This is a genomic window from Streptomyces sp. XY431 (assembly GCF_001279805.1).
In the GTDB taxonomy this organism is placed as follows: Bacteria; Actinomycetota; Actinomycetes; order Streptomycetales; family Streptomycetaceae; genus Kitasatospora; species Kitasatospora purpeofusca.
Map to the genome: position 1 here is coordinate 1 of NZ_LGDO01000335.1, position 18,651 is coordinate 18,651.

The 18,651-nt window shown below is 75.3% G+C and carries 21 protein-coding genes; 17 read left to right on the forward strand and 4 right to left on the reverse strand.

The genetic code is table 11. The features are described from left to right. Positions 1-81: 81 nt before the first annotated feature. The 5 genes from ADK60_RS24940 (at position 82) to ADK60_RS24960 (ending at position 5,922) form a co-directional block, all read left to right on the forward strand. Positions 82-1,788 carry a lipid II flippase MurJ gene (locus ADK60_RS24940; protein ID WP_107094709.1) on the forward strand — a complete coding sequence of 569 codons (1,707 nt, stop codon included), beginning with the start codon at positions 82-84 and terminating at the stop codon, positions 1,786-1,788. Further along, positions 1,778-2,761 carry a polysaccharide deacetylase family protein gene (locus tag ADK60_RS24945; RefSeq protein ID WP_079008674.1) on the forward strand — a complete coding sequence of 328 codons (984 nt, stop codon included), beginning with the start codon at positions 1,778-1,780 and terminating at the stop codon, positions 2,759-2,761. Before ADK60_RS24940 ends, ADK60_RS24945 begins: the two co-directional genes overlap by 11 nt. After that, complete coding sequence (locus tag ADK60_RS24950; protein WP_053649033.1) at positions 2,758-3,873, forward strand: glycosyltransferase; 1,116 nt, start codon at positions 2,758-2,760, stop codon at positions 3,871-3,873. The genes ADK60_RS24945 and ADK60_RS24950 overlap by 4 nt, the downstream gene beginning before the upstream one ends. Positions 3,874-3,937: 64 nt before the next feature. Next, complete coding sequence (locus tag ADK60_RS24955) at positions 3,938-4,759, forward strand: YveK family protein (protein WP_159400572.1); 822 nt, start codon at positions 3,938-3,940, stop codon at positions 4,757-4,759. Then, positions 4,756-5,922 carry a GNAT family N-acetyltransferase gene (locus tag ADK60_RS24960; protein WP_053649037.1) on the forward strand — a complete coding sequence of 389 codons (1,167 nt, stop codon included), beginning with the start codon at positions 4,756-4,758 and terminating at the stop codon, positions 5,920-5,922. Before ADK60_RS24955 ends, ADK60_RS24960 begins: the two co-directional genes overlap by 4 nt. 12 nt (positions 5,923-5,934) lie before the next feature. Here the strand turns inward: ADK60_RS24960 and ADK60_RS24965 are convergent, their stop codons facing one another. Continuing rightward, positions 5,935-7,266 carry a glycoside hydrolase family 26 protein gene (locus ADK60_RS24965; RefSeq protein ID WP_107094710.1) on the reverse strand — a complete coding sequence of 444 codons (1,332 nt, stop codon included), beginning with the start codon at positions 7,264-7,266 and terminating at the stop codon, positions 5,935-5,937. A gap of 376 nt (positions 7,267-7,642) precedes the next feature. On the opposite strand from ADK60_RS24965, the gene ADK60_RS24970 reads away from it, so the two are divergent. From ADK60_RS24970 to ADK60_RS25015, 10 genes are all read left to right on the forward strand, one after another. Beyond that, complete coding sequence (locus ADK60_RS24970; RefSeq protein ID WP_053649039.1) at positions 7,643-8,575, forward strand: hypothetical protein; 933 nt, start codon at positions 7,643-7,645, stop codon at positions 8,573-8,575. A gap of 243 nt (positions 8,576-8,818) precedes the next feature. Next, complete coding sequence (locus ADK60_RS24975) at positions 8,819-10,417, forward strand: ABC-F family ATP-binding cassette domain-containing protein (protein ID WP_053649041.1); 1,599 nt, start codon at positions 8,819-8,821, stop codon at positions 10,415-10,417. A gap of 388 nt (positions 10,418-10,805) precedes the next feature. Continuing rightward, positions 10,806-11,039, forward strand: coding sequence for a helix-turn-helix domain-containing protein (locus tag ADK60_RS24980; RefSeq protein WP_030398279.1), 234 nt, complete (start codon positions 10,806-10,808; stop codon positions 11,037-11,039). A 232-nt stretch (positions 11,040-11,271) separates the two neighbouring features. After that, positions 11,272-12,078 carry an enoyl-CoA hydratase/isomerase family protein gene (locus ADK60_RS24985; RefSeq protein WP_045940043.1) on the forward strand — a complete coding sequence of 269 codons (807 nt, stop codon included), beginning with the start codon at positions 11,272-11,274 and terminating at the stop codon, positions 12,076-12,078. Between the two features lie 273 nt (positions 12,079-12,351). After that, complete coding sequence (locus tag ADK60_RS24990) at positions 12,352-12,858, forward strand: Asp23/Gls24 family envelope stress response protein (protein ID WP_045940044.1); 507 nt, start codon at positions 12,352-12,354, stop codon at positions 12,856-12,858. Between the two features lie 27 nt (positions 12,859-12,885). After that, entirely contained in the window at positions 12,886-13,077 is a 192-nt protein-coding gene (locus ADK60_RS24995; RefSeq protein ID WP_030398276.1) for a hypothetical protein, read from the forward strand. Next, positions 13,077-13,436 carry a hypothetical protein gene (locus tag ADK60_RS25000; RefSeq protein ID WP_045940045.1) on the forward strand — a complete coding sequence of 120 codons (360 nt, stop codon included), beginning with the start codon at positions 13,077-13,079 and terminating at the stop codon, positions 13,434-13,436. Before ADK60_RS24995 ends, ADK60_RS25000 begins: the two co-directional genes overlap by 1 nt. Further along, positions 13,433-13,654 carry a hypothetical protein gene (locus tag ADK60_RS25005; protein WP_053649045.1) on the forward strand — a complete coding sequence of 74 codons (222 nt, stop codon included), beginning with the start codon at positions 13,433-13,435 and terminating at the stop codon, positions 13,652-13,654. Before ADK60_RS25000 ends, ADK60_RS25005 begins: the two co-directional genes overlap by 4 nt. Then, a complete protein-coding gene (locus ADK60_RS25010) occupies positions 13,651-14,382 on the forward strand; it encodes a DUF6286 domain-containing protein (RefSeq protein ID WP_053649047.1) in 732 nt (243 codons plus the stop codon). The genes ADK60_RS25005 and ADK60_RS25010 overlap by 4 nt, the downstream gene beginning before the upstream one ends. Beyond that, entirely contained in the window at positions 14,379-15,020 is a 642-nt protein-coding gene (locus ADK60_RS25015) for a hypothetical protein (RefSeq protein WP_053649048.1), read from the forward strand. The genes ADK60_RS25010 and ADK60_RS25015 overlap by 4 nt, the downstream gene beginning before the upstream one ends. A gap of 40 nt (positions 15,021-15,060) precedes the next feature. Here the strand turns inward: ADK60_RS25015 and ADK60_RS25020 are convergent, their stop codons facing one another. Then, on the reverse strand, positions 15,061-15,834 hold the full coding sequence (locus ADK60_RS25020) for an SDR family oxidoreductase (protein WP_045940048.1): 774 nt from the start codon (positions 15,832-15,834) through the stop codon (positions 15,061-15,063). A gap of 149 nt (positions 15,835-15,983) precedes the next feature. Here ADK60_RS25020 and ADK60_RS25025 point away from each other — a divergent pair, with 149 nt between their 5' ends. Together ADK60_RS25025 and trxA are read left to right on the forward strand one after the other, a co-directional pair. Beyond that, on the forward strand, positions 15,984-16,427 hold the full coding sequence (locus ADK60_RS25025) for a MerR family transcriptional regulator (RefSeq protein WP_045940049.1): 444 nt from the start codon (positions 15,984-15,986) through the stop codon (positions 16,425-16,427). A 3-nt stretch (positions 16,428-16,430) separates the two neighbouring features. After that, positions 16,431-16,763 carry a thioredoxin gene (gene trxA / locus ADK60_RS25030; protein ID WP_030398269.1) on the forward strand — a complete coding sequence of 111 codons (333 nt, stop codon included), beginning with the start codon at positions 16,431-16,433 and terminating at the stop codon, positions 16,761-16,763. 32 nt (positions 16,764-16,795) lie between these two features. Here trxA and ADK60_RS25035 read toward each other — a convergent pair whose 3' ends face one another. Together ADK60_RS25035 and ADK60_RS25040 are read right to left on the reverse strand one after the other, a co-directional pair. Further along, the gene (locus ADK60_RS25035; protein WP_053649050.1) at positions 16,796-17,593 is read right to left on the reverse strand and encodes an SURF1 family cytochrome oxidase biogenesis protein; all 798 of its coding nucleotides are present in this window, start codon (positions 17,591-17,593) and stop codon (positions 16,796-16,798) included. 31 nt (positions 17,594-17,624) lie between these two features. Next, positions 17,625-18,623: a DEDDh family exonuclease gene (locus ADK60_RS25040; protein WP_053649052.1), complete on the reverse strand. Its 999-nt coding sequence runs from the start codon at positions 18,621-18,623 to the stop codon at positions 17,625-17,627. Positions 18,624-18,651: the final 28 nt, after the last annotated feature.

Here is an 18,651-nt window from a genome sequence, read left to right on the forward strand (position 1 = left end):
GCCCCCCACCCCCCCCGGCCCCCCCCCCCCCCCGGCCCCCCCCCCCCCGGGCCCCCCATACCGCCGGCCCAACCGCCGGCCGTGCCCCCCCCCCTGCCGGCCCCCCCCCCCGCCCCGCCCGGACCGGGACCGGCCGCCGCCCCGCGCGGCCGCTTCCTCGCCAGGGCCTTCGGCGTCACCGCCGTCCTCAGCGCCGCCGGCTCCGCCCTCGGACTGCTGCGCGACCTCCTGCTCGCCCGCTACTTCGGCGCCAACCAGGGCACCGACGCCTTCCTGGTCGCCTGGACCGTCCCCGAGACCGCCGCACCCCTGCTGATCGAGGACGCCATGTCCTTCCTCATGGTGCCCGCCTTCGCCCTCGCCCTGGTCCTCCGCGAGGAACGCCCCGACGGCCCCGACCCCGTCCGCCAGGTCGTCCGGGCCACCCTGCCCTGGCTGCTCCTCGCCCTCACCACCCTCTCCCTCGGCGCCGCCCTCGGCGCCCCCCAACTCGTCGACCTGCTCGCCCCCGGCCTCGCCGACCCCCGACTCGCCGTCACCTGCACCCGGATCACCGCGATCACCGTGCTGCCGTTCGGCGTCGCCGGCTACCTCGCCGCCGCCCTGCGCGCCCACCACCGCTTCACCGCCCCGGCCGGCATCTACGTCGCCTACAACCTCGGCATCCTGGTCGTCCTGCTCAGCTGCCACGCCCTGTGGGGCGTGCGCTCCGCCGCGATCGGCGTCGCCCTCGGCAGCCTCCTCATGGCCGGCCTGCTGATCGGCCCCTTCCTGCGCGCCCTGCGCACCGGCCCCGGCCGCGCCGCCCGCGGCCGCCGCTCCCGCAACGCCCTGGTCCTGATCCCGCTCGCCCTGCTCCCCGTCGGCGCGTTCACCCTCACCCGCCAGGCCCAGGTCTTCATCGAGCGCTACCTCGGCTCGGGACTGCCGCCCGGCACCATCTCCCACCTCAACTACGCCGCCAAGGTCTCCCAGCTCGCCATGACCGCCGGCATCCTGATCTGCACCGTCACCTTCCCCCTGGTCGCCCGGGCCCTCGCCGCCGGAGACCTCACCGCCGCCCGCGACCGGGTCGAGAAGGACCTCGGCCAGGCGGCGGCCGTCGTCCTCCTCGGCACCGCCTTCCTGATGGCCTGCGCCCCCTCCGTGGTCGCCCTGCTCTTCGAACGCGGCGCCTTCGGCCCCCGGGACACCGCCGCCACCGCCGCCGTCATCCGGGTCTACAGCTTCGGCCTGCTCGCCCAGGCACTGATCGGCGTGATGATCCGCCCCTACTTCTCGCTGCGCCCGGCGGTCCGCCGGGCCGGCGACCCCAGCCCCGAGGACGGCGGCCGCCGACTGCTCGACTGGTACCCGGCCGCCGCGATGGCCATCGGCCTCGTCGTCACCGTCACCGTCGGACTGCTCGCCACCCCCCGCTTCGGCGCCCTCGGCCTCGCCGCCGGCAACGCGGCCGGCATCACCGCCGCCGCCGCGCTGCTGCTGCGCGGCCTCGTCCTGCGCGGCATCCCGCTGCGCCTGCGACGGGTCCTCGGCGGCCAGGCCCGGCTGCTCGCCGCCGCGGCGGGCGCCGCCGCCCTCGGCATGCCGGTGGCCGGCCTCACCGCCGACCCGCTGCTCTCCACCGTCCTCGGCGGCCTCACCGTCGCGCTGGCCTTCGCCGCCCTGGGCACCGGTCTCGGCGCCCACGAGGTGCGCGGCCCGGTCCGCGCCGCCGTCCGGGTCCTGGGACCGGTCCCCGACCCGTCACCTGTCGCCGATGAAGGGAACCCTCCTCATGGACGCTGAACGGGGAACCGTCCGGTCGGCCCCGCCGGGCGTACGCCGCCCGGCCGCGCCGACGGCCGGCGGCCGGCGCACCGACGCGCCGCACACCGAAGCCCCGCGCGCCGCTGGGCCGCTCACCGAAGCCCCGCGCACCGACCCGCCGCACCCCGGCACCCGTCGACCACCGGCCCGGCTGCCCAGGAGCCGGCGCCCGCTCGCCGACCTCCCCGCCACCGGGACCACCTCGCCGTGGATCCTGATGTACCACTCGGTGGCCGTCGAGAAGGAGGACCCGTACCGGCTCACCGTCAGCCCCGAACGGTTCGCCGAGCAGATCGCCTGGCTGCACCGGCGCGGCAAGCGCGGCGTCTCGGTCCGCGAACTGATGCGGGCCCGGGCGGCCGGACGGGCCGACCGGCTGGTCGGGCTGAGCTTCGACGACGGCTACGCGGACTTCGCCCGCCACGCCGTACCGATCCTCCAGGCCTACGGCTTCACCGCCACCGCCTACGTCGTCGCCGACCTGCTCGGCCGCGCCAACGACTGGGACACCGAAGGCCCCCGGAAGACCCTGCTCACCGTGCAGGAGGTCACCGACCTCGCCGCCGCCGGCTGGGAGATCGGCTCGCACGGCCTCGGCCACCAGGCCCTGCCCGGACTGCCCGCCGAGGTACTGGCCGCCCAGACCCGGGACAGCCGGCGGCTCCTGGAGGAGGTCGTCGGCGGCCCCGTCACCGGCTTCTGCTACCCCTACGGCGCCGTCGACCTCGCCGCCACCCTGGCCGTCCGCGACGCCGGCTACGACTACGCCTGCGCCATCGCGCACTCCCCGCTCACCGGCCGGTACGCGCTGCCCCGCTGCTACGTCGGCGACCGCGACGGCGCCTGGCGGCTGCGGGCCAAACGCGGCCGCCACCGCCTGCGCGACACCGTCACCGAACTCCGCCGCCACCGCCTCGCCACCCGCGCCGGGCACCTCCGGAGGGTGCCGTGAGGATCCTGCACATCGTCACCGGCCTCGCCTCCGGCGGCGCCGAACGCCAGCTCCACCTGCTGCTCCGCCACCTGCCGGCCCACCAGCAGTGCGAGGTCCTCGCCCTGACCAACCCCGGCACCGTGGCCACCGCGCTGCGCGCCGACGGCGTCACCGTCCACCACCTCGGCATGCGCGGCAACCGGGACCTCGGCGCACTGCCCCGGCTGGCCAGCCTCGTCCGGGCCGGCCGCTACGACGTGGTGCACACCCACCTCTACCGGGCCGGACTCTACGGACGGCTCGCCGCCCGGCTGGCCGGCGTCCGGGCCGTGGTCGCCACCGAGCACTCGCTGCACGCCGGAGTGATCGAGGGCCGCCCGGTCACCCGCGGCGTCAAGGGCCTCTACCTGGCCGCCGAACGCCTCGGCACCACCACCGTCGCGGTGTCCCGGCAGGTCGCCCAGACCCTGCACGCCTGGGGCGTACCACCGGCCAGGGTCGAACTGATCCCGAACGGCATCGACGCCGCCCGCTACCACCACCCGCCCGCCGACCGGGCCGGCACCCGCGCCCGGCTGCGCGCCGAACTCGGCCTGCCGCAGGACAGTTGGGTGATCGGCGGGATCGGCCGGCTCGTCCCCGGCAAGCGCTTCGCCGTCCTGCTGGAAGCGCTCGCCGGACTGGACGGCGCGGCCCGGCTGGTGCTGATCGGCGAAGGCCCCGAACGCGCCGCCCTGGAGCGCCGGGCCGACGAACTCGGCGTCCGCGACCGCCTGGTGCTGACCGGCGAACGCGACGACGTCCCAGAACTGCTCACCGCGCTGGACGTGCTCGCCGCCCCCTCCACCGAGGAGACCTTCGGCCTCGGTGTGCTGGAGGGGCTCGCGGCCGGCCTGCCGGTGCGCCACAGCGCCTGCCCGGCCCTGGACGAACTGCCGCCCAGCGCCGCCCCGCAGGCCCGCCGGATCCCCTCCGAGGCGGCCGCCTACACGGCCGCGCTGCGCGACCTGCGCCACCTCGACGACCTCGGCACCGACCCGCTGCCCAGGCCGCCCGCGGTCGGCCACTACGACATCGTCCGGGTCGCCGCCGACCTCGGTGCGCTCTACGACCGGCTGGCCCGGGCTTGAGCCGGCAGCACCCCCGCAGACACCGGGCCGCCGGCCGGGCGGCCCTCATAGCCAAGGAGTCCCCATGAGCGAATCGCGCCGTAGCGCCCGTCGGCTCGTCGGCCGATGGTGGCCGATGGCCCTCGCGGTGCCGCTGGGCGCCGCCGCCGGCGCCGGGTACGCCGTCGTCGCCCACCCCTCGTACGCCGCCAACTCCTATGTGATCGTGGTGCCCGACGCCCAGGGCCAGGCCGCCACCGCGGTCAACTTCGCCCAGGCGTACGGGCGGCTGGCCGGCCAGCCGCAGGTGCTCGCGGCGGCCGCCGCCGAGAGCGGGCACAGCCGCGGCGAGCTGGAGGCCCTGGTGCACGGCACCACCTCGCCGGACGCCCCGATGATCGAGATCACCGGCACCGGCGCCGAGCCCGGGGAGGCCGTCCGGGCGGCGGACGCGGTGGCCCGCTCGCTGGTGGCGTTCGCCAACGGCAGCAGCAAGGAGACCGGCGTCCGCCTGGTCCCGCTGGCGGGCGCCGCCGAGCCCGACCGGCCGACCACGCCCTCCGGCAAGCTGGACGTCGCGGTCGGCGGCGCGGCCGGGGTGCTGATCGGCGCGCTGGTGATGATGACCCGCCGCCGGGGCACCGGGGCCCCCGCCGAGGAGGCGCCCGCCGCGGCCGGGCCGGCGACCACCCCGCGCCCGCGCGCCGCCGAACCGGACCCCGACCCCGTCGACCCGGCCGGGCCGGCGAAGGCCGAGGTGGTGAAGTCCGGGTCCGCCAAGTCCGAGGCCGCGAAGCCCGACACCGCCAAGTCCGACACCGCGAAGCCCGAACCGGCGAAGGCGGGAGCCAGGAACGGGGCACGGTCCGACGCACGGGCCGACGCGACGGCAGGGGGCGGACGATGAGCACCGAGGCCGTCACCCCCACCGCGGGCCTCCCCGCCCAGGCCCGCTCGCCCCGCTGGACCACCGAGCTGCGCCGCGAGGACGACGCCCTCGACGCCCTCGCCGAGGAGTGGGACGACCTGGCCGCCCGCTGCCGTACCGCCACCGCCTTCCAGACCTCGGTCTGGCAGCGCTCCTGGTGGCGCCACTACGGCCGCCCCGGCGCCCTCGTGGTGCTGCTGGTGCGCCGCGAGGGCCTGCTCGTCGGCGCGGGCGCGTTCCGCCGGCGCGGCGGCCCGCTCGGCGGACTGACCGGCCTCGGCGCCGGACTGATCGACTTCACCGACATCCTGCTCGACGACGCCTGCGCCGACCGGGCCGCAGCCGAGTTCGCCGCGGCCCTCCCGCTCACCCGCCCCTGGCACAGCCTGGAACTGCGCGAGGTCCACCCGGAGGCGGCCGTCCAGCGGGTCTTCGAGCAGTGGCGCGGCCGGCGCCACCGCTTCGCCGACTCGCTCTGCCAGTACCTGCCCGCAGTCCCGATGGACCAACTCCTCAAGCGGCTGCCGGGGAAGACCGCCCAGCGCAGCCGGGTCAAGCAGCGCAAGATCGCCGAATCCGGCGTCGAGGTGCGGTCGACCACTCCGGAGGAGGTCCCGGAGGCGCTGGAGGCGCTGCTGCGGCTGCACTTCGTCCAGTGGGAGGAGCGCGGGGTGACGCCGGAGCACCGCACCGAGCGGTTCTCCCGGCACCTCGCCGAGTCCACCGCGGCGCTGGTCGCCTCCGGCGGCGCGGCCGTGCACCGGTTCTGGCTGGACGGCGAGCTGCTGGCGGTCAACCTGGTGCTGCTCTGCCCCTCCTACAGCGGCCTCTACCTGTACGGCGCGCACCCCCGGCTGCGGGAGCGGCTGGACATCGCCGGCCTGCTGTTCGGCGCCGCGCTGGACGAGACGCTGGCGGCGGGGATCCCGGTGATAAGCCTGCTGCGCGGCCAGGAGGCGTACAAGCAGCGCTGGCGCCCGGACCGACTGCCGAACCAGCGGCTGCTGTTCGGCCCACGCGGTCCGGCCCCGGCGGCCGCGGCCCGGGGCGGCGCGGTCCGCGCCCGGCGGGCGACGGTCCACCTGCTCACCACCCGGATGCCGCGGCTCAAGGAGGCGCTGGCCGCCCGCCGCCGCAGCTGACCGCCCGCCCCGCTACCACCAGGGCCACCAGTGCCACCCGGGCCGGGCGGTCGGGGCGGGGGAGGGCACCGCGGACGGCGCCTCCGGCGACGCCGGGGCGGTCGGACTTGCCGGGGCCGTCGGGGCCGTCGGGGCCGCCGACGGCGACGGCTCGCCCGGCCCCCCGGGGCTCGGCGGCGCCGTCGGAGTGGCGGCCGGGGAGGCCGGCGCGGTCGGCGCACCGGGCGGCGTCGGCTGCGCCGGAACGCTCGGCGCCACCGGCGCGACCGGGGCCGAGGGCGGTGTCGGCGGCGTCGGCGCGGCCGGGGCCCCCTTGGAGCCCGTCATCAACTGCTTGAACCGGGCACCGGCCCGCGGGTTCCGGTCGCACTGCCAGAACCCGTGCGGGCAGTAGTCGGTGACGGTCTGGTAGGCCGTGTCGTGGGTGCGGATCCACTCGACCATCCGCTGCACGAACTCCGGGTTGTCCCCGTTCCGGAACAGCCCCCACTCCGGGTACGAGACCGGCTTGCCGCGCTTGGCCGCGAACTCCACCTGGTCCTGCAGCCCGTACGGCTCGCGCACGTAGTCGTCGAAGGTGCCGCCGGCCGGCTGGTCGTAGCTGTCCATGCCCAGGATGTCGACCACGTCGTCCCCGGGGTAGCACTTCGTCCACGGGATCGCGTCCAGCCCCCGGTTCGGCGTGAAGTCGAAGCGGAAGTGCTGCCCCGGCACCGAGCGCATCACCGTGACGATCCGCCGCCAGTAGGTCTTCCAGGCGGCCGGATCGGGCTTGCAGCGGTGGGTGTAGGTGACGCCGTTCATCTCCCAGCCGAGGGTGAGCACGGTGTCCGCACCGCCGAGTGCCACCAGCCGCCGGGCCAGCTTCAGGAAGTGCCGGTCGAAGTCGCCGCGCGCACCCTGGGCCAGCAGCCGGGCCACCTCGCCGTCCGGCACATCGGCCTCGTTCGGCACCAGCATCGGCACACCGAGGATCAGCATCCGGGACGGGTCCGCCAGCCGCCACTGCGACCACATGCCGAGCACCGCCGGCTCGCCCTCGATGTCCGCCCAGCCGTTGCCCGCCAGATAGGTGTGCCCGACCTGGAGGTTCGCGTTGCCCAGCCACTGCGAGTACCGCCCGATCTGCGGGATGTACCTGTCCCAGGAGCCGACGAAGGCCCCGAACGGCGGCTCGTGCGGCGGCCGCTGCACCACCGGACGGGGCGCGGCCCCGCGCGGCGAGATCCCGTCGGAGGAGAGGGCGTGCCGCTCGGTCTGGCTCAGCGGCGTCCCGGCGGGAACGCCGGCCGTGGTGAGCAGCAGCAGGGTGGCGGCGGCCAGCGCCAGGCGGCCGAATCGCATGGTCTCTCCTCGGGCGTTTCCCCGGACGGTGCCACGCGCGGGGCGGAGCAGGCTGGGCGGAGGCGGGCAGGGCACGCACAGTGGTGTCCCGATTGCCGACAGTAGGGCCGCCCGGCCGGGGAAAAGCCGAATGTCACCCTAAAGTGGGCGATATTCGAACGCCGTCCGGCGGTGTGCCGTGTATCACCTCCGTAACAGTCCTGACGGCCCCGGGAGCCCTACCGCGAGGCCCCGCCCGGGCCCCGCCGGGCCCGACGGCGCAGGTCGCCGGGCGGGTACGGGACAACCCCGCCCGGCCGCCACGAGGGACTGCGCCGTTCGGCGGTACGGCGAATCGCGGCTGACTCGCGCGGGCGCCGAAAGGTACGCTCCGCCCGTGTCCTGGAAGTCGCGCGCCCTCAGCCCCCGATCGATCCTGCCTGCCCTGGCGGTACTGCTGGTCCTTGTGGCGGGCGCCGCCGCGCACGCCAACAAGCCGGTCCCGTTCGGCGACCGGGTGGCCGCGCGGAGCGCCGCCGACCCGAGCGCCGACCCCACCGCGACCCTCGCCGCCGCCGACCTCGACCTGCGGGTCGGCCCCGGCCTGGAGGCCTACCACCGGGCCACCGGCGAGCACGCCTGGTCCTACCAGCGGGAGGGCGCCACCGCGCTCTACCTGTCGATGGCCGGCGAGAACGCCGTAGTGGTCTGGGACGACGGCCTGGTCACCTCGGTGCGCCCCGGCGACCAGCAGGTCCGCTGGCACCGCGCGGTACCCGGCCTCGCGGACTGGCTGCGCGCCGCGGGCGAGCCCGGCGCCGACAAGCGCACCGAGGAGCAGCGCAAGCAGCAGGCGACCGAGCGGGCCTCGGCCGCGCTGCGCACCGTCCAGCAGTCCACCCCCTGGGTGGCGGTGGTCACGCCCCAGCTGACCATGGGCTTCCGGGACGCCGACGGCGACCTGCGCTACAACTCCAAGCCCGCCGGCAACTGCGTCTACGACCCGGAGCGCACGGTCGCCACCGACTACGCGGTACTGGTCCCGCGCAGCTGCGCCAACAGCACCGGGCAGCAGGTCTCCGGCGGCATCTCCGGCTACCGGCTGGACAGCACCGGCTGGCAGCTGAACTCCGGCCCCGGCGTCTCGATGAAGGCGCTGGACGGGCGCCGGGTGCTGATCTCGGACGGGCCGATCGTCACCCCGCGGGTCTTCGACACCTGGGCCGCCGCCCCCGAGGCCGCCTGCGGCAGCGCGGCCGAGCCGTTCGCCGCCGTCCCCCCGGCGGGCGGCTGCGCGGCGCCGGACGCGGACAGCCCGCAGGCCCGGTAGCCGCCGCCGTCCGGCCCCCGGGCCGTCCGGCCGGGGCCCGCCCGGTACCCCGGGCGGGTAGCTCCTCCGGGGCCGCGCGCGCGGCCCGGTAGACTTGCCGTCATGGCTGTTCTCTCCGGGCACTAGCGGGTGCGCGGCACCGCCCCGAGCGGTCCGCCGAACCCCGTCGACGACGCCCCTTCCCGCCGCCCCGGCCCGAGTCCGTCCGGTCGCCCGCCCACGTCCCAGGAGTAGTGCCCAGCCATGATTTCCGTCAACGGCCTCGAACTGCGCGCCGGCGCCCGGATCCTGATCGAGTCCGCGAACTTCAAGGTCGCCGCCGGCGACCGGATCGGCCTGGTCGGGCGCAACGGCGCCGGCAAGACCACGCTGACCAAGGTGCTGGCCGGCGAGGGCATCCCCGCGGCCGGCAGCGTGATCCGCTCCGGCGAGGTCGGCTACCTGCCGCAGGACCCGCGCACCGGCGACCTCGACGTCCTGGCCAAGGACCGCATCCTCTCCGCCCGCGGCCTCGACACCGTGCTGAAGAAGATGCGCGAGAACGAGGACCGGATGGCGAACGGCAAGGGCGCCACCCAGGAGAACGCGATGAAGAAGTACGCGCGCCTGGAGACCGAGTTCCTCACCAAGGGCGGATACGCGGCCGAGGCCGAGGCCGCGACGATCGCGGCCGCGCTGGGCCTGCCGGACCGCATCCTCAACCAGCCGCTGCACACCCTCTCCGGTGGCCAGCGCCGCCGCGTCGAGCTCGCCCGGATCCTGTTCTCCGACTCGGACGTGCTGCTCCTCGACGAGCCCACCAACCACCTCGACGCCGACTCGATCGTCTGGCTGCGGGACTTCCTGAAGACCTACAAGGGCGGCTTCATCGTCATCTCGCACGATGTCGACCTGGTCGAGACGGTCGTCAACAAGGTGTTCTACCTGGATGCCAACCGCTCCGCGATCGACGTCTACAACATGGGCTGGAAGCAGTACCAGCAGCAGCGCGAGGACGACGAGAAGCGCCGCAAGCGCGAGCGGGCCAACGCCGAGAAGAAGGCCGCGACCCTGAACGCGCAGGCCGACAAGATGCGCGCCAAGGCCACCAAGACCGTCGCCGCGCAGAACATGGCCCGCCGCGCCGACAAGCTGCTCTCCGGCCTGGAGCAGGTCCGGATGAACGACAAGGTCGCCAAGCTGCGCTTCCCGGACCCGGCCCCGTGCGGCAAGACCCCGCTGACCGCCAGCGGGCTGTCCAAGTCCTACGGCTCGCTGGAGATCTTCACCGACGTCGACCTGGCCATCGACCGGGGCTCCCGGGTCGTCGTGCTGGGCTTCAACGGCGCCGGCAAGACCACCCTGCTGCGGATGCTCGCCGGGGTGGAGAAGCCGGACACCGGCGAGGTGATCCCGGGCCACGGCCTGAAGATCGGCTACTACGCCCAGGAGCACGAGACCCTGGACCCGGAGCGCACGGTGCTGGAGAACATGCGCTCCTCGGCACCGGACACCGACCTGGTGCAGATCCGCAAGATCCTCGGCTCGTTCCTGTTCTCCGGCGACGACGTCGACAAGCCGGCCGGGGTGCTCTCCGGCGGCGAGAAGACCCGGCTCGCGCTGGCCTCGCTGGTGGTCTCCAGCGCCAACGTGCTGCTGCTCGACGAGCCGACCAACAACCTGGACCCGGCCAGCCGCGAGGAGATCCTCGGCGCGCTGCGCGAGTTCAGCGGCGCAGTCGTGCTGGTCACCCACGACGAGGGCGCGGTCGACGCGCTCCAGCCGGAGCGGATCATCCTGCTCCCCGACGGCGTCGAGGACCTCTGGAGCCCGGCCTACGCCGACCTGGTCACGCTGGCCTGATTCCGCCACGTCAGGGCCCGGTCGTCCGTACGGACGACCGGGCCTTCGTGTTCCCGTCCGGCCGGCGGTAGACGCTCACTCCACTTTCTGCGCCAGAAAAACTACTCCTTCCGGCGTGTCCGGGAATGAAGGGGTCGCGCATTCCGTTTGAGGAGCTTCCGTCAGCCCACCACTCGATCGTGGTCGGGCCCACGCTGCTGATCAGCCCATTCGCACCGAACGGCGGTAGACCTCCGGGGGCGTGCACTCAGCGTGAGCGCCCTTGTGCGCTCGGATCACCACCGCAGGACCGCCCATTCCAGACATGGACCTTGTCGAATGGGTGGCCAGGACGCGGTGGATGGGTGATCATGGGAATCTGACCGAGCAACGCTACGAGGAGGCACGGGTGGCCGAGACTCTGAAAAAGGGCAGCCGGGTAACCGGTGCCGCGCGTGAGAAGCTCGCGGCCGATCTCAAGAAGAAGTACGACTCCGGGGCGAGCATTCGTGCCCTCGCGGAGGAGACCGGTCGCTCGTACGGCTTCGTGCACCGAATGCTGAGCGAATCCGGAGTGATCCTCCGGGGCCGCGGCGGTGCTACGCGGGGCAAGAACAAAGCCGCAGCCGGGGCCGGTTCCTGACGCCCCGTCACTTCATCGGACAGATGACTCGGCGGCAGGGCGCCGACCGGGAAGGCGACCGTCGATCGCCCGCCCCCGGCCAGAGCGAACCGGCCGCCGATCGTCATGTCGCGGCCCGGCCGTGACCCGGTCGCGGACCGCAGCACGACGATCGTCGGTGGGCCCCTGCCGCTGCGCCGTCAGTTTTGTTACTCTCCGGTAGCCAAGCACCCTCGCCACCGGAGGTCCCCGCATGACCGCTCCCGCCACCGATCCGCAGACCCCGAGCCGGGAGCAGGACGGCGTTCGCCTGGAGCTCGACGGCGACCTCGCCGTCGTCACCCTCTGTCAGCCCGCGCGGCGCAACGCGCAGTCCCCCGCGATGTGGCGCGCCCTCGCCGCCGTCGGCCGCGAGCTGCCCGGGAACGTCCGGGTGGTGCTGCTCCGTGCCGAGGGCGTCTCCTTCTCCGCCGGCCTGGACCGCGCGATGTTCAGCCCCGAGGGCATCCCCGGCGAGCCCAGCTTCCTCCAGCTGGCCGCCGCCGAGGACAAGGAGCTCGACGCGACCATCGCCGGCTACCAGGAGGCCTTCACCTGGTGGCGGCGCCCCGACCTGGTAACCCTCGCCGCCGTCCAGGGCCACGCCGTCGGCGCGGGCTTCCAGCTCGCCCTCGGCTGCGACCTGCGGGTGGTCGCCGAGGACGTCCAGTTCTCCATGAAGGAGACCTCGCTCGGCCTCGTCCCCGACCTCGGCGGCACCAAGCCGCTGACCGACCTGGTCGGTTACGCCCGGGCGCTGGAGATCTGCGCCACCGGCCGCTGGGTCGGCGCGGCCGAGGCCGCCGCGATCGGCCTGGCCAACCTCGCCGTCCCGGCCGCCGAGCTGGACGCCGCTGCCCGCGACCTCGCCGCCGCCCTGCTCGCCGCGCCGCGCAACGCGGTCATCGAGACCAAGGCCCTGCTCCAGGGCGCCGCCGGCCGCTCCTACGACGAGCAGCGCTCGGCCGAACGGGCGGCGCAGGCCCGCCGGCTGCGCGACCTGGCCGGCCTCGGCGACTGACCGCGGTTCCCGCCGGGCGGCCGAACACCCGCCCGGGTGGCCGTGTGCCCGGGTGACTTTGCAAAGTCACCTCGGACCCGGCAGGACTTTGCAAACAACTGCTTGAAGGCCCGGGCCCGTGGGAAATCCCACGGGCCCGGGCCTTTTCGTGGGTGTCCGCCCGTCCCTCCGCCGGTCCGGCCGTCCGGCTGCTCCGGGGGCGGGAACCGTGGCGAAATGCCAGAGTTGGAGCGATTTGCGATATAGCTGGAGCCGCACAACGGGAGATGAGCCATGCCTGACACTCCGACACCCGCCACCCTGCACAAGAACCCCTCGGCCGGTGCCGCCACGTCCTCGACGGGCGCCGACGGCGCGACGGTGATCGCCGAGCGCGGCCGCACCGCGCTGGCCGTCGGCGTGGTCGAGAAGATCGCCGGGATGGCCGCGCGCGAGGTCAGCGGCATCCACGCCCTCGGCTCCGGCCTCGCCCGCACCTTCGGGGCGATGCGGGACCGGGTCCCCGGCGGGCGCAGCAGCATCGGGCGCGGCATCAAGGCCGAGGTGGGGGAGAAGCAGACCGCCATCGACATCGCGCTGGTCGTCGAGTACGGCGTCGTCATCCCCGAACTCGCCCGCCAGGTGCGGGAGAACATCATCGACGCGGTCGAGCGGATGACCGGTCTCGAGGTCGTCGAGGTGAACATCGCCGTCAATGACGTCCACCTGCCCGACGAGCCCGACGTCGTGGAGGAGGAAGAGGAGCCCGCCTCCTCCGGCCAGCGCCCCAAGCTGAAGTAGCCCGCAGCGGAAGACGAGGTGGAACGCATGAACCTGGCCATCGTCGGCCTGGTGGTGGGAATGGCCCTGGGCTTCGCCGGATACTTCGGCGGGTTCGCGGCCTTCCTGCTGGTGGCCGCGCTGGGGGTGGTCGGATTCGTGGTCGGCCGTCTGCTGGAGGGCGACATCGAGCTCGGCGAGCTCGGCGACCTGCTGCGCAGTCGCGACCGGCGCCGTTGATGGCGGCCCTCGTCCCCGCGCCCGCGCACGGGGAGCCCGGCACGCGCGGCCGGCTGCGGATCGCCGACCGGGTCTACGCCCGGATCGCCGCCAGGGCCGCCCGGGAGGCGCTCGCCGAGGCCTGGCAGGGCCGGACCGCGCGTGGCGGACCGCCCACGGTCTCGGTGACCGGCCCGTCCGCGCCGAGCGCCCCGGTCACCGTGCGGGTTGCCGTCGACCTGCCCTTCCCCGCCGATCTCACCGCCCTGGCCCGCGCCGTCCGCGACCGGATCAGCGCCGATGTCCGCGCCCTGACCGCCACCCGGGTGGCCGAGGTCGTCGTGGTGGTCGAGCACCTGGTGCCGGAGGTGGCGGGATGAGCACCTGGCGGAGCGCCGGGGTGGGCCGGCGGGAGGTCTGGGCCACCGGTGGCGGCCACTGCGGCGGCAGCACCGGACCGGGCTGGGGCCGGGGCCGGCCGGGGCCGGGTGGCGGGCCGGCCTGCCACGGCGGCTGCTGGATGACCGGGCCCGCCGTGCGGCGGGCGGACCTCGTCGTGCGCCGACCCGGCCGTCAGGGCCCGGAGGGGCGGGCATGAGCGGCGGGGGCGGGGAGCCGCCGGCAGGGGACGCCCCGGAGCACCCGGCCGCCGAACCGGCTCCGAAGGTGCCCCGACTGCGCGCGCCGCGCACCACGGCCGCCGTCGTGGTGGCCACCGTGCTGCTGATCCTGGCCGTGGCGCTGCTGTACGACGTGGTGGCCGTCCGGACCGGGCAGCCGGCCCGGCAGTGGCGCACGGACCTCGCCGACGAGCTGGCCGCCCGCCACCTGGACGATCTCGCGGTACTGCTCGGCGCCGGGGCGGCCACCCTGCTCGGCGGCTGGCTGCTGTGGCTCGCGCTCGCCCCCGGCCTCGGCCGCTGGCTGCCGCTGCGCCCGCACGGGGACACCGCGGCGGCCATCGACCGGTCCGGTGTGGCCGCCCTGCTGGCCGACCGGGCGGCCGGGCTGCCGGGCGTCGAGCACCTCAAGGTGCGGATCAACCGGCGCCGGGTGCGGATCGCGCTGGTCGGACCGGCCGATCCGGCCTCGGTGCAGCGGCAGCTGCGCGCGGAGCTGGCGGCGGTCACCCTGGCCGGGCCGCTGCGGCTGGACGTGCGGACGGCGGGTCGGCGGCGGGCCGGAGCCGGTCCGGTACCGGAGGAGGAGCCGGTGCGCGAGGGCAGCACGGCAGAGGGCAGCACGGCGGTGGGCAGCGCGGCGGAGAGCAGCAAGGCGGCGGGCGGCGGGCCGGAGGGTCCGGCGCGGGGCGGTGGTGGTGCGTGAGCCGGATCGCGGTCAACCGGCTGCTGCTGGGGGTGGTCGGGGCGGTGCTGCTGGTGGCCGGGCTGCTGGTGCTGCTCGGCGGGCTCGACCTGTACCGGCGCCTCGGCCTGGAGCCGCCGTCCCGGTGGCCGCTGGCCTCGCCCGACCGGCCGGTGCTCGGCGACCGCGCGCGCACCCGCTGGGAGGACCGGTCCTGGTGGTGGCCGGTGGTGATCGGGGGCCTCTCGCTGGTGGTCCTGGGCACCGGCTGGTGGCTGTTGGCGCAGCTGCGCCGCAGCGGCCCGACGACCGTCCTGCTGCCGACGCCCGGGGTGGCCGGGTTGCGGCTGCGGCTGCGCACCAAGGCCCTGGAGGAGGCGGTGGAGAGCGGCGCGGTCACCCTGCCGGAGGTCGAGCGGGTGGGCGTCCGGCTGGTGCGCGGGCGTCGGCACCCCCGGTTGCGGGCGGTCGTGCGGATGACGCCGGGCGGTGATCCGGCCGCGCTCGCCGAGCACTTCGAGACCGGCCCGCGCACCGGGGCGCGGGCCAGTCTGGGGCTGCCGGAGCTGCCGGCGGAGCTGCGGATCCAGGTGGTCGCGGCCCGACCGGAGGTCACCGGGCGTCAGCACCGCGGGCGCAAGCGTCCGCGCGTGGTCTGATCCGCCCGGCCCCCGGCGGGGACGGCCGTCCGAAGGCGGCTCAGAGGCCGCGCAGGGCGCCGCCGTCGACCGGGACCATCACTCCGGTGAGGTAGGAGGCGGCGGGGGAGAGCAGGAAGGCGGCGACCTTGCCGAACTCCTCCGGGGTGCCGTAGCGGCCGAGCGGGATCGCGGCGCTGTGGTGGGCGCGGGAGGCCTCCGCGTCGCCGCCGAGCGCGTCGAGCTCACGGACCCGGTCGGTGTCGATCCGGGCCGGGAGCAGGCCCACCACCCGGATGCCGCGCGGCCCGAGCTCGTCGGCCAGCGACTTGGCGGCCATCGCCAGGCCGGGGCGCAGGCCGTTGGAGATGCCGAGGCCGGGGATGGGCTGGCGGACCGACCCGGAGAGCACGAAGCCGATCACCCCGCCCTCGCCGAGGGTCGCGGCGGCGGCGCGGGCGATCCGCAGGGCGCCGAGGAAGACCGACTCGAAGGCGTCCCGCCAGGCTTCCTCGGGGGCGGTGGCGACCGGTCCGGCCTGCGGTCCGCCGACGCTGATCAGGATGCCGTCGAGGCGGCCGAAGCGCTCGACGGCGGCGGTGACCAGCCGTTCGGCGGTGCCGGGGTCGGCGTTGTCGGCCACCAGTCCGTGCACCGAGTCCGGCCCGTCGCCGAGGGCGGCGAGCTCGGCCACGGCGGCGTCGACGGCGGCGGCTCCGCGACCGGTGACCAGCACCCGGGCGCCGTCGGCGGCGAGTTCGCGGGCGGTGGCCAGGCCCAGGCCCCGGGTCGCCCCGGTGACCACGTACACCTTGTGCTGCAGTCCAAGATCCATGGGGACATCCTGCCGGGTGGGCCCGGGCCGGAGGTAGGGGGCGCGGCGGGGCCGGCCGCCGCCACCGCCGCTGGCGTTGACGTCGGCGTCAAGGTCTACCGTCGGTCCCGGCGGCGTTCGGACGGCTGCCGGAAGGGCAGGGTCCGGACATGCGGATCGGTGAACTGGCGAAGCGGGCGGGGACGACCACCCGGGCACTGCGGTACTACGAGCAGCTCGGGCTGCTCCCGGCCCGTCGGGCCGGCAACGGGTACCGCGCGTACGGGGAGGAGGATGTGCGGCTGCTCCGGCAGATCCGCACCCTCCAGGACTTCGGTTTCGGACTGGAGGAGACCAGGCCGTTCGTCGAGTGCCTGCAGGCGGGGCATCCGCACGGCGACTCCTGCCCGGCCTCGCTGGAGGTCTACCGGAAGAAGCTGTCCGAACTGGACGAGTGCATCGCCCGGCTGCAGGAGGTCCGCTCCCAGGTGTCCGAGCAGTTCGCCCGGGCCGAGCGGGAGCGCGACGCGCTGGCGGCCGGGGCCGCCGCGGAGCCGCCGCAGTGCGAGTGGGCCGCGTCCGCGGCCCCCGACCGGAACACAGGGGAGAGGTAGAGCATGATGCGGATCGCGGGAGTGACAGCGGTGACGGACGGGACCTTCGCCGCCGAGGTGCTGGCCGCCGAGGGGCCGGTACTGGTGGACTTCACGGCGGACTGGTGCCCGCCGTGCCGCCAGATGGCGCCCGTCCTGGCGGACATCGCCCGGGAGGAGGCGCACCGGCTGACCGTGGTCAGTCTGGACGTGGACCACAATCCGGAGACCCAGGCGGCCTACGGGGTGCTGTCGATGCCGACGCTGATGGTGTTCCGCGGCGGCGAGCCGGTGAAGGCGGTGGTGGGGGCGCGGGCCAAGGCCCGGCTGCTGCGCGACCTGGAGGACGTGCTCTAGCAGCCGCGCGTCCGGGCCGAACAGCGGCGGGCTCAGGCCGGGACGGCGACCGGCAGGCCCTCGGTCCCGGCGGCCTCCTTGCGGCGGTCCTTGGCCTCGCGCCGGGCCATCACCACGAACCCGACCGGGATCAGCGCGGTGAACAGCCACCACTGGATCGCGTACGCCATGTGCGGCCCGATGTCGGAGTGGTTGGGCTCGGGCAGCAGCTCGGGCTGGTCGGCGGGGGCCGGCTGGGTGGCGGTGAGCTCCAGGTAGCCGCCGAGCAGGGCGGCGCCGGTGTCCTTGGCCTGCTGGGTGGAGCTGATCAGGTTGAACTGCCGGTCCGGCAGTCCGGCCCGGTCCTTGATGCTGCCGCCGGCGGCCTCGTCGGCGCGCAGCCGGCCGGTCAGGGTGACCTGGCCGGTCGGGGCGGCCGGCACGGCGGGGTACTCGACGGCGGAGTTGCCGGAGGCCACCCAGCCCCGGTTGACCAGCACGGTGCCCGCGCCGTCGGCGAGCGCCAGCGGGGTGATCACGAAGTAGCCGATCTTGTCGCCGCTGGAGTCGGTCCGCTTGCGGACCACGAACTCGTGCGCCGGGTCGTACTGCCCGGTGGCCGTCACGGTCCGCCAGGTGAGGTCCTTGGGGACGGCGAAGCCGGGCGCCGCCGACAGGGTGTCGAACGGCACGGGCGGGTCGGTGAGGGACCGGGCGATCAGCTCGTTGCGGTCCACCCGCGCCTCGTGGCGGTGCAGCTGCCAGAACCCCAGCCGGACGGTCGTGGGGATCAGCAGCAGGGCGATCAGCAGGGTGATCAGCCAGCGCCGGGAGAGCAGAAAACGGTACACATGGGCACGGTACGCCCTGTTCACAACCGGCTCACGCACCGGGGTGCGGGGCGACCTCGCGCAGCAGCTGGAGGAAGGCGTCCTCGCCGACGACCGGGGTGCCGAGCTCGCGGGCCCGGCGGGCCTTGCCGCTCCAGCTGCCCGGTTCGTTGGTCACCAGCAGGCTGGTGAGGCGGCTCACCGAGGTGGCGATGTGCAGGCCGGCCTCGACGGCGCGGTCCTCCAGCAGCTCCCGGTCGGTGGCGGTGTCGCCGGTGAAGGCCACCCGCATGCCCTGGACGAGCGGACTGCCGTCCTCCCAGCGCCCGGGGTTGGGGTAGGGGCACGGCGGGCGCTTCTTGGCCTGGCGGTAGGCCGCACCGGTCCAGGAGGCCCGGGAGGGGGAGGCGGGCGCGTCCTCGCCGAGGTCGGTGACGGCCACGCAGGACTGGAGCGGCAGCGGGACACCGCCCGAGCGGGCCAGGTGCAGGCTGGGGCGGAAGGCCTCGGCGAGGACCCGGGCGTCGTCGAGCGCGTTGTGCGCCTGGCGCTGCTTGACGCCGAAGTACTCGGCGAGCGAGGAGAGCTTGCCGTTGGGCAGCGGCAGCCGCAGGTCGCGGGCGAGCACCATGGTGCACAGCCGGTGGTCGACCGGGGCGTGCAGGCCGGCCCGGGAGAACTCGCGGGAGATCATGTTCCAGTCGAAGAGCGCGTTGTGGGCGACCAGGACCCGGCCGCGCAGCCGCTCGGCGAACTCGCCGGCGATCTCCGGGAAGGTGGGGGCGCCGGCCAGCTGGTCGCCGGTGAGGCCGTGGATCCAGACCGGGCCGGGGTCGCGCTGGGGGTTGACCAGGGTGTACCAGTGGTCGGTGACCTCGCCCTCCTCGTCCAGCTGGTAGACGCCCGCCGAGATGACGCGGTCCGTCCGGCCGAGGCCGGTGGTCTCGACGTCCACCACCGCGAAGCCGGCGGCGGGCGCGGCGGACCGCTGTGCCGGGAGGGGGGCGGTCCGCGGAGCTGCGCCGGGGGTCTCGGGCTGGATCGCGTACATGGTGCAACAGAATACGGCCCGTCGGCGG

Bases quoted from the DNA above. Each gene is read 5' to 3' on its own strand.
- ADK60_RS24945 (WP_079008674.1), top strand. From the start codon at position 1,778: ATGGACGCTGAACGGGGAACCGTCCGGTCGGCCCCGCCGGGCGTACGC.
- ADK60_RS24955 (WP_159400572.1), top strand. From the start codon at position 3,938: ATGAGCGAATCGCGCCGTAGCGCCCGTCGGCTCGTCGGCCGATGGTGG.
- ADK60_RS24960 (WP_053649037.1), top strand. From the start codon at position 4,756: ATGAGCACCGAGGCCGTCACCCCCACCGCGGGCCTCCCCGCCCAGGCC.
- ADK60_RS24965 (WP_107094710.1), bottom strand. From the start codon at position 7,266: ATGCGATTCGGCCGCCTGGCGCTGGCCGCCGCCACCCTGCTGCTGCTC.
- ADK60_RS24975 (WP_053649041.1), top strand. From the start codon at position 8,819: ATGATTTCCGTCAACGGCCTCGAACTGCGCGCCGGCGCCCGGATCCTG.
- ADK60_RS24985 (WP_045940043.1), top strand. From the start codon at position 11,272: ATGACCGCTCCCGCCACCGATCCGCAGACCCCGAGCCGGGAGCAGGAC.
- ADK60_RS24990 (WP_045940044.1), top strand. From the start codon at position 12,352: ATGCCTGACACTCCGACACCCGCCACCCTGCACAAGAACCCCTCGGCC.
- ADK60_RS24995 (WP_030398276.1), top strand. From the start codon at position 12,886: ATGAACCTGGCCATCGTCGGCCTGGTGGTGGGAATGGCCCTGGGCTTC.
- ADK60_RS25000 (WP_045940045.1), top strand. From the start codon at position 13,077: ATGGCGGCCCTCGTCCCCGCGCCCGCGCACGGGGAGCCCGGCACGCGC.
- ADK60_RS25005 (WP_053649045.1), top strand. From the start codon at position 13,433: ATGAGCACCTGGCGGAGCGCCGGGGTGGGCCGGCGGGAGGTCTGGGCC.
- ADK60_RS25010 (WP_053649047.1), top strand. From the start codon at position 13,651: ATGAGCGGCGGGGGCGGGGAGCCGCCGGCAGGGGACGCCCCGGAGCAC.
- ADK60_RS25020 (WP_045940048.1), bottom strand. From the start codon at position 15,834: ATGGATCTTGGACTGCAGCACAAGGTGTACGTGGTCACCGGGGCGACC.
- ADK60_RS25025 (WP_045940049.1), top strand. From the start codon at position 15,984: ATGCGGATCGGTGAACTGGCGAAGCGGGCGGGGACGACCACCCGGGCA.
- trxA (WP_030398269.1), top strand. From the start codon at position 16,431: ATGATGCGGATCGCGGGAGTGACAGCGGTGACGGACGGGACCTTCGCC.
- ADK60_RS25040 (WP_053649052.1), bottom strand. From the start codon at position 18,623: ATGTACGCGATCCAGCCCGAGACCCCCGGCGCAGCTCCGCGGACCGCC.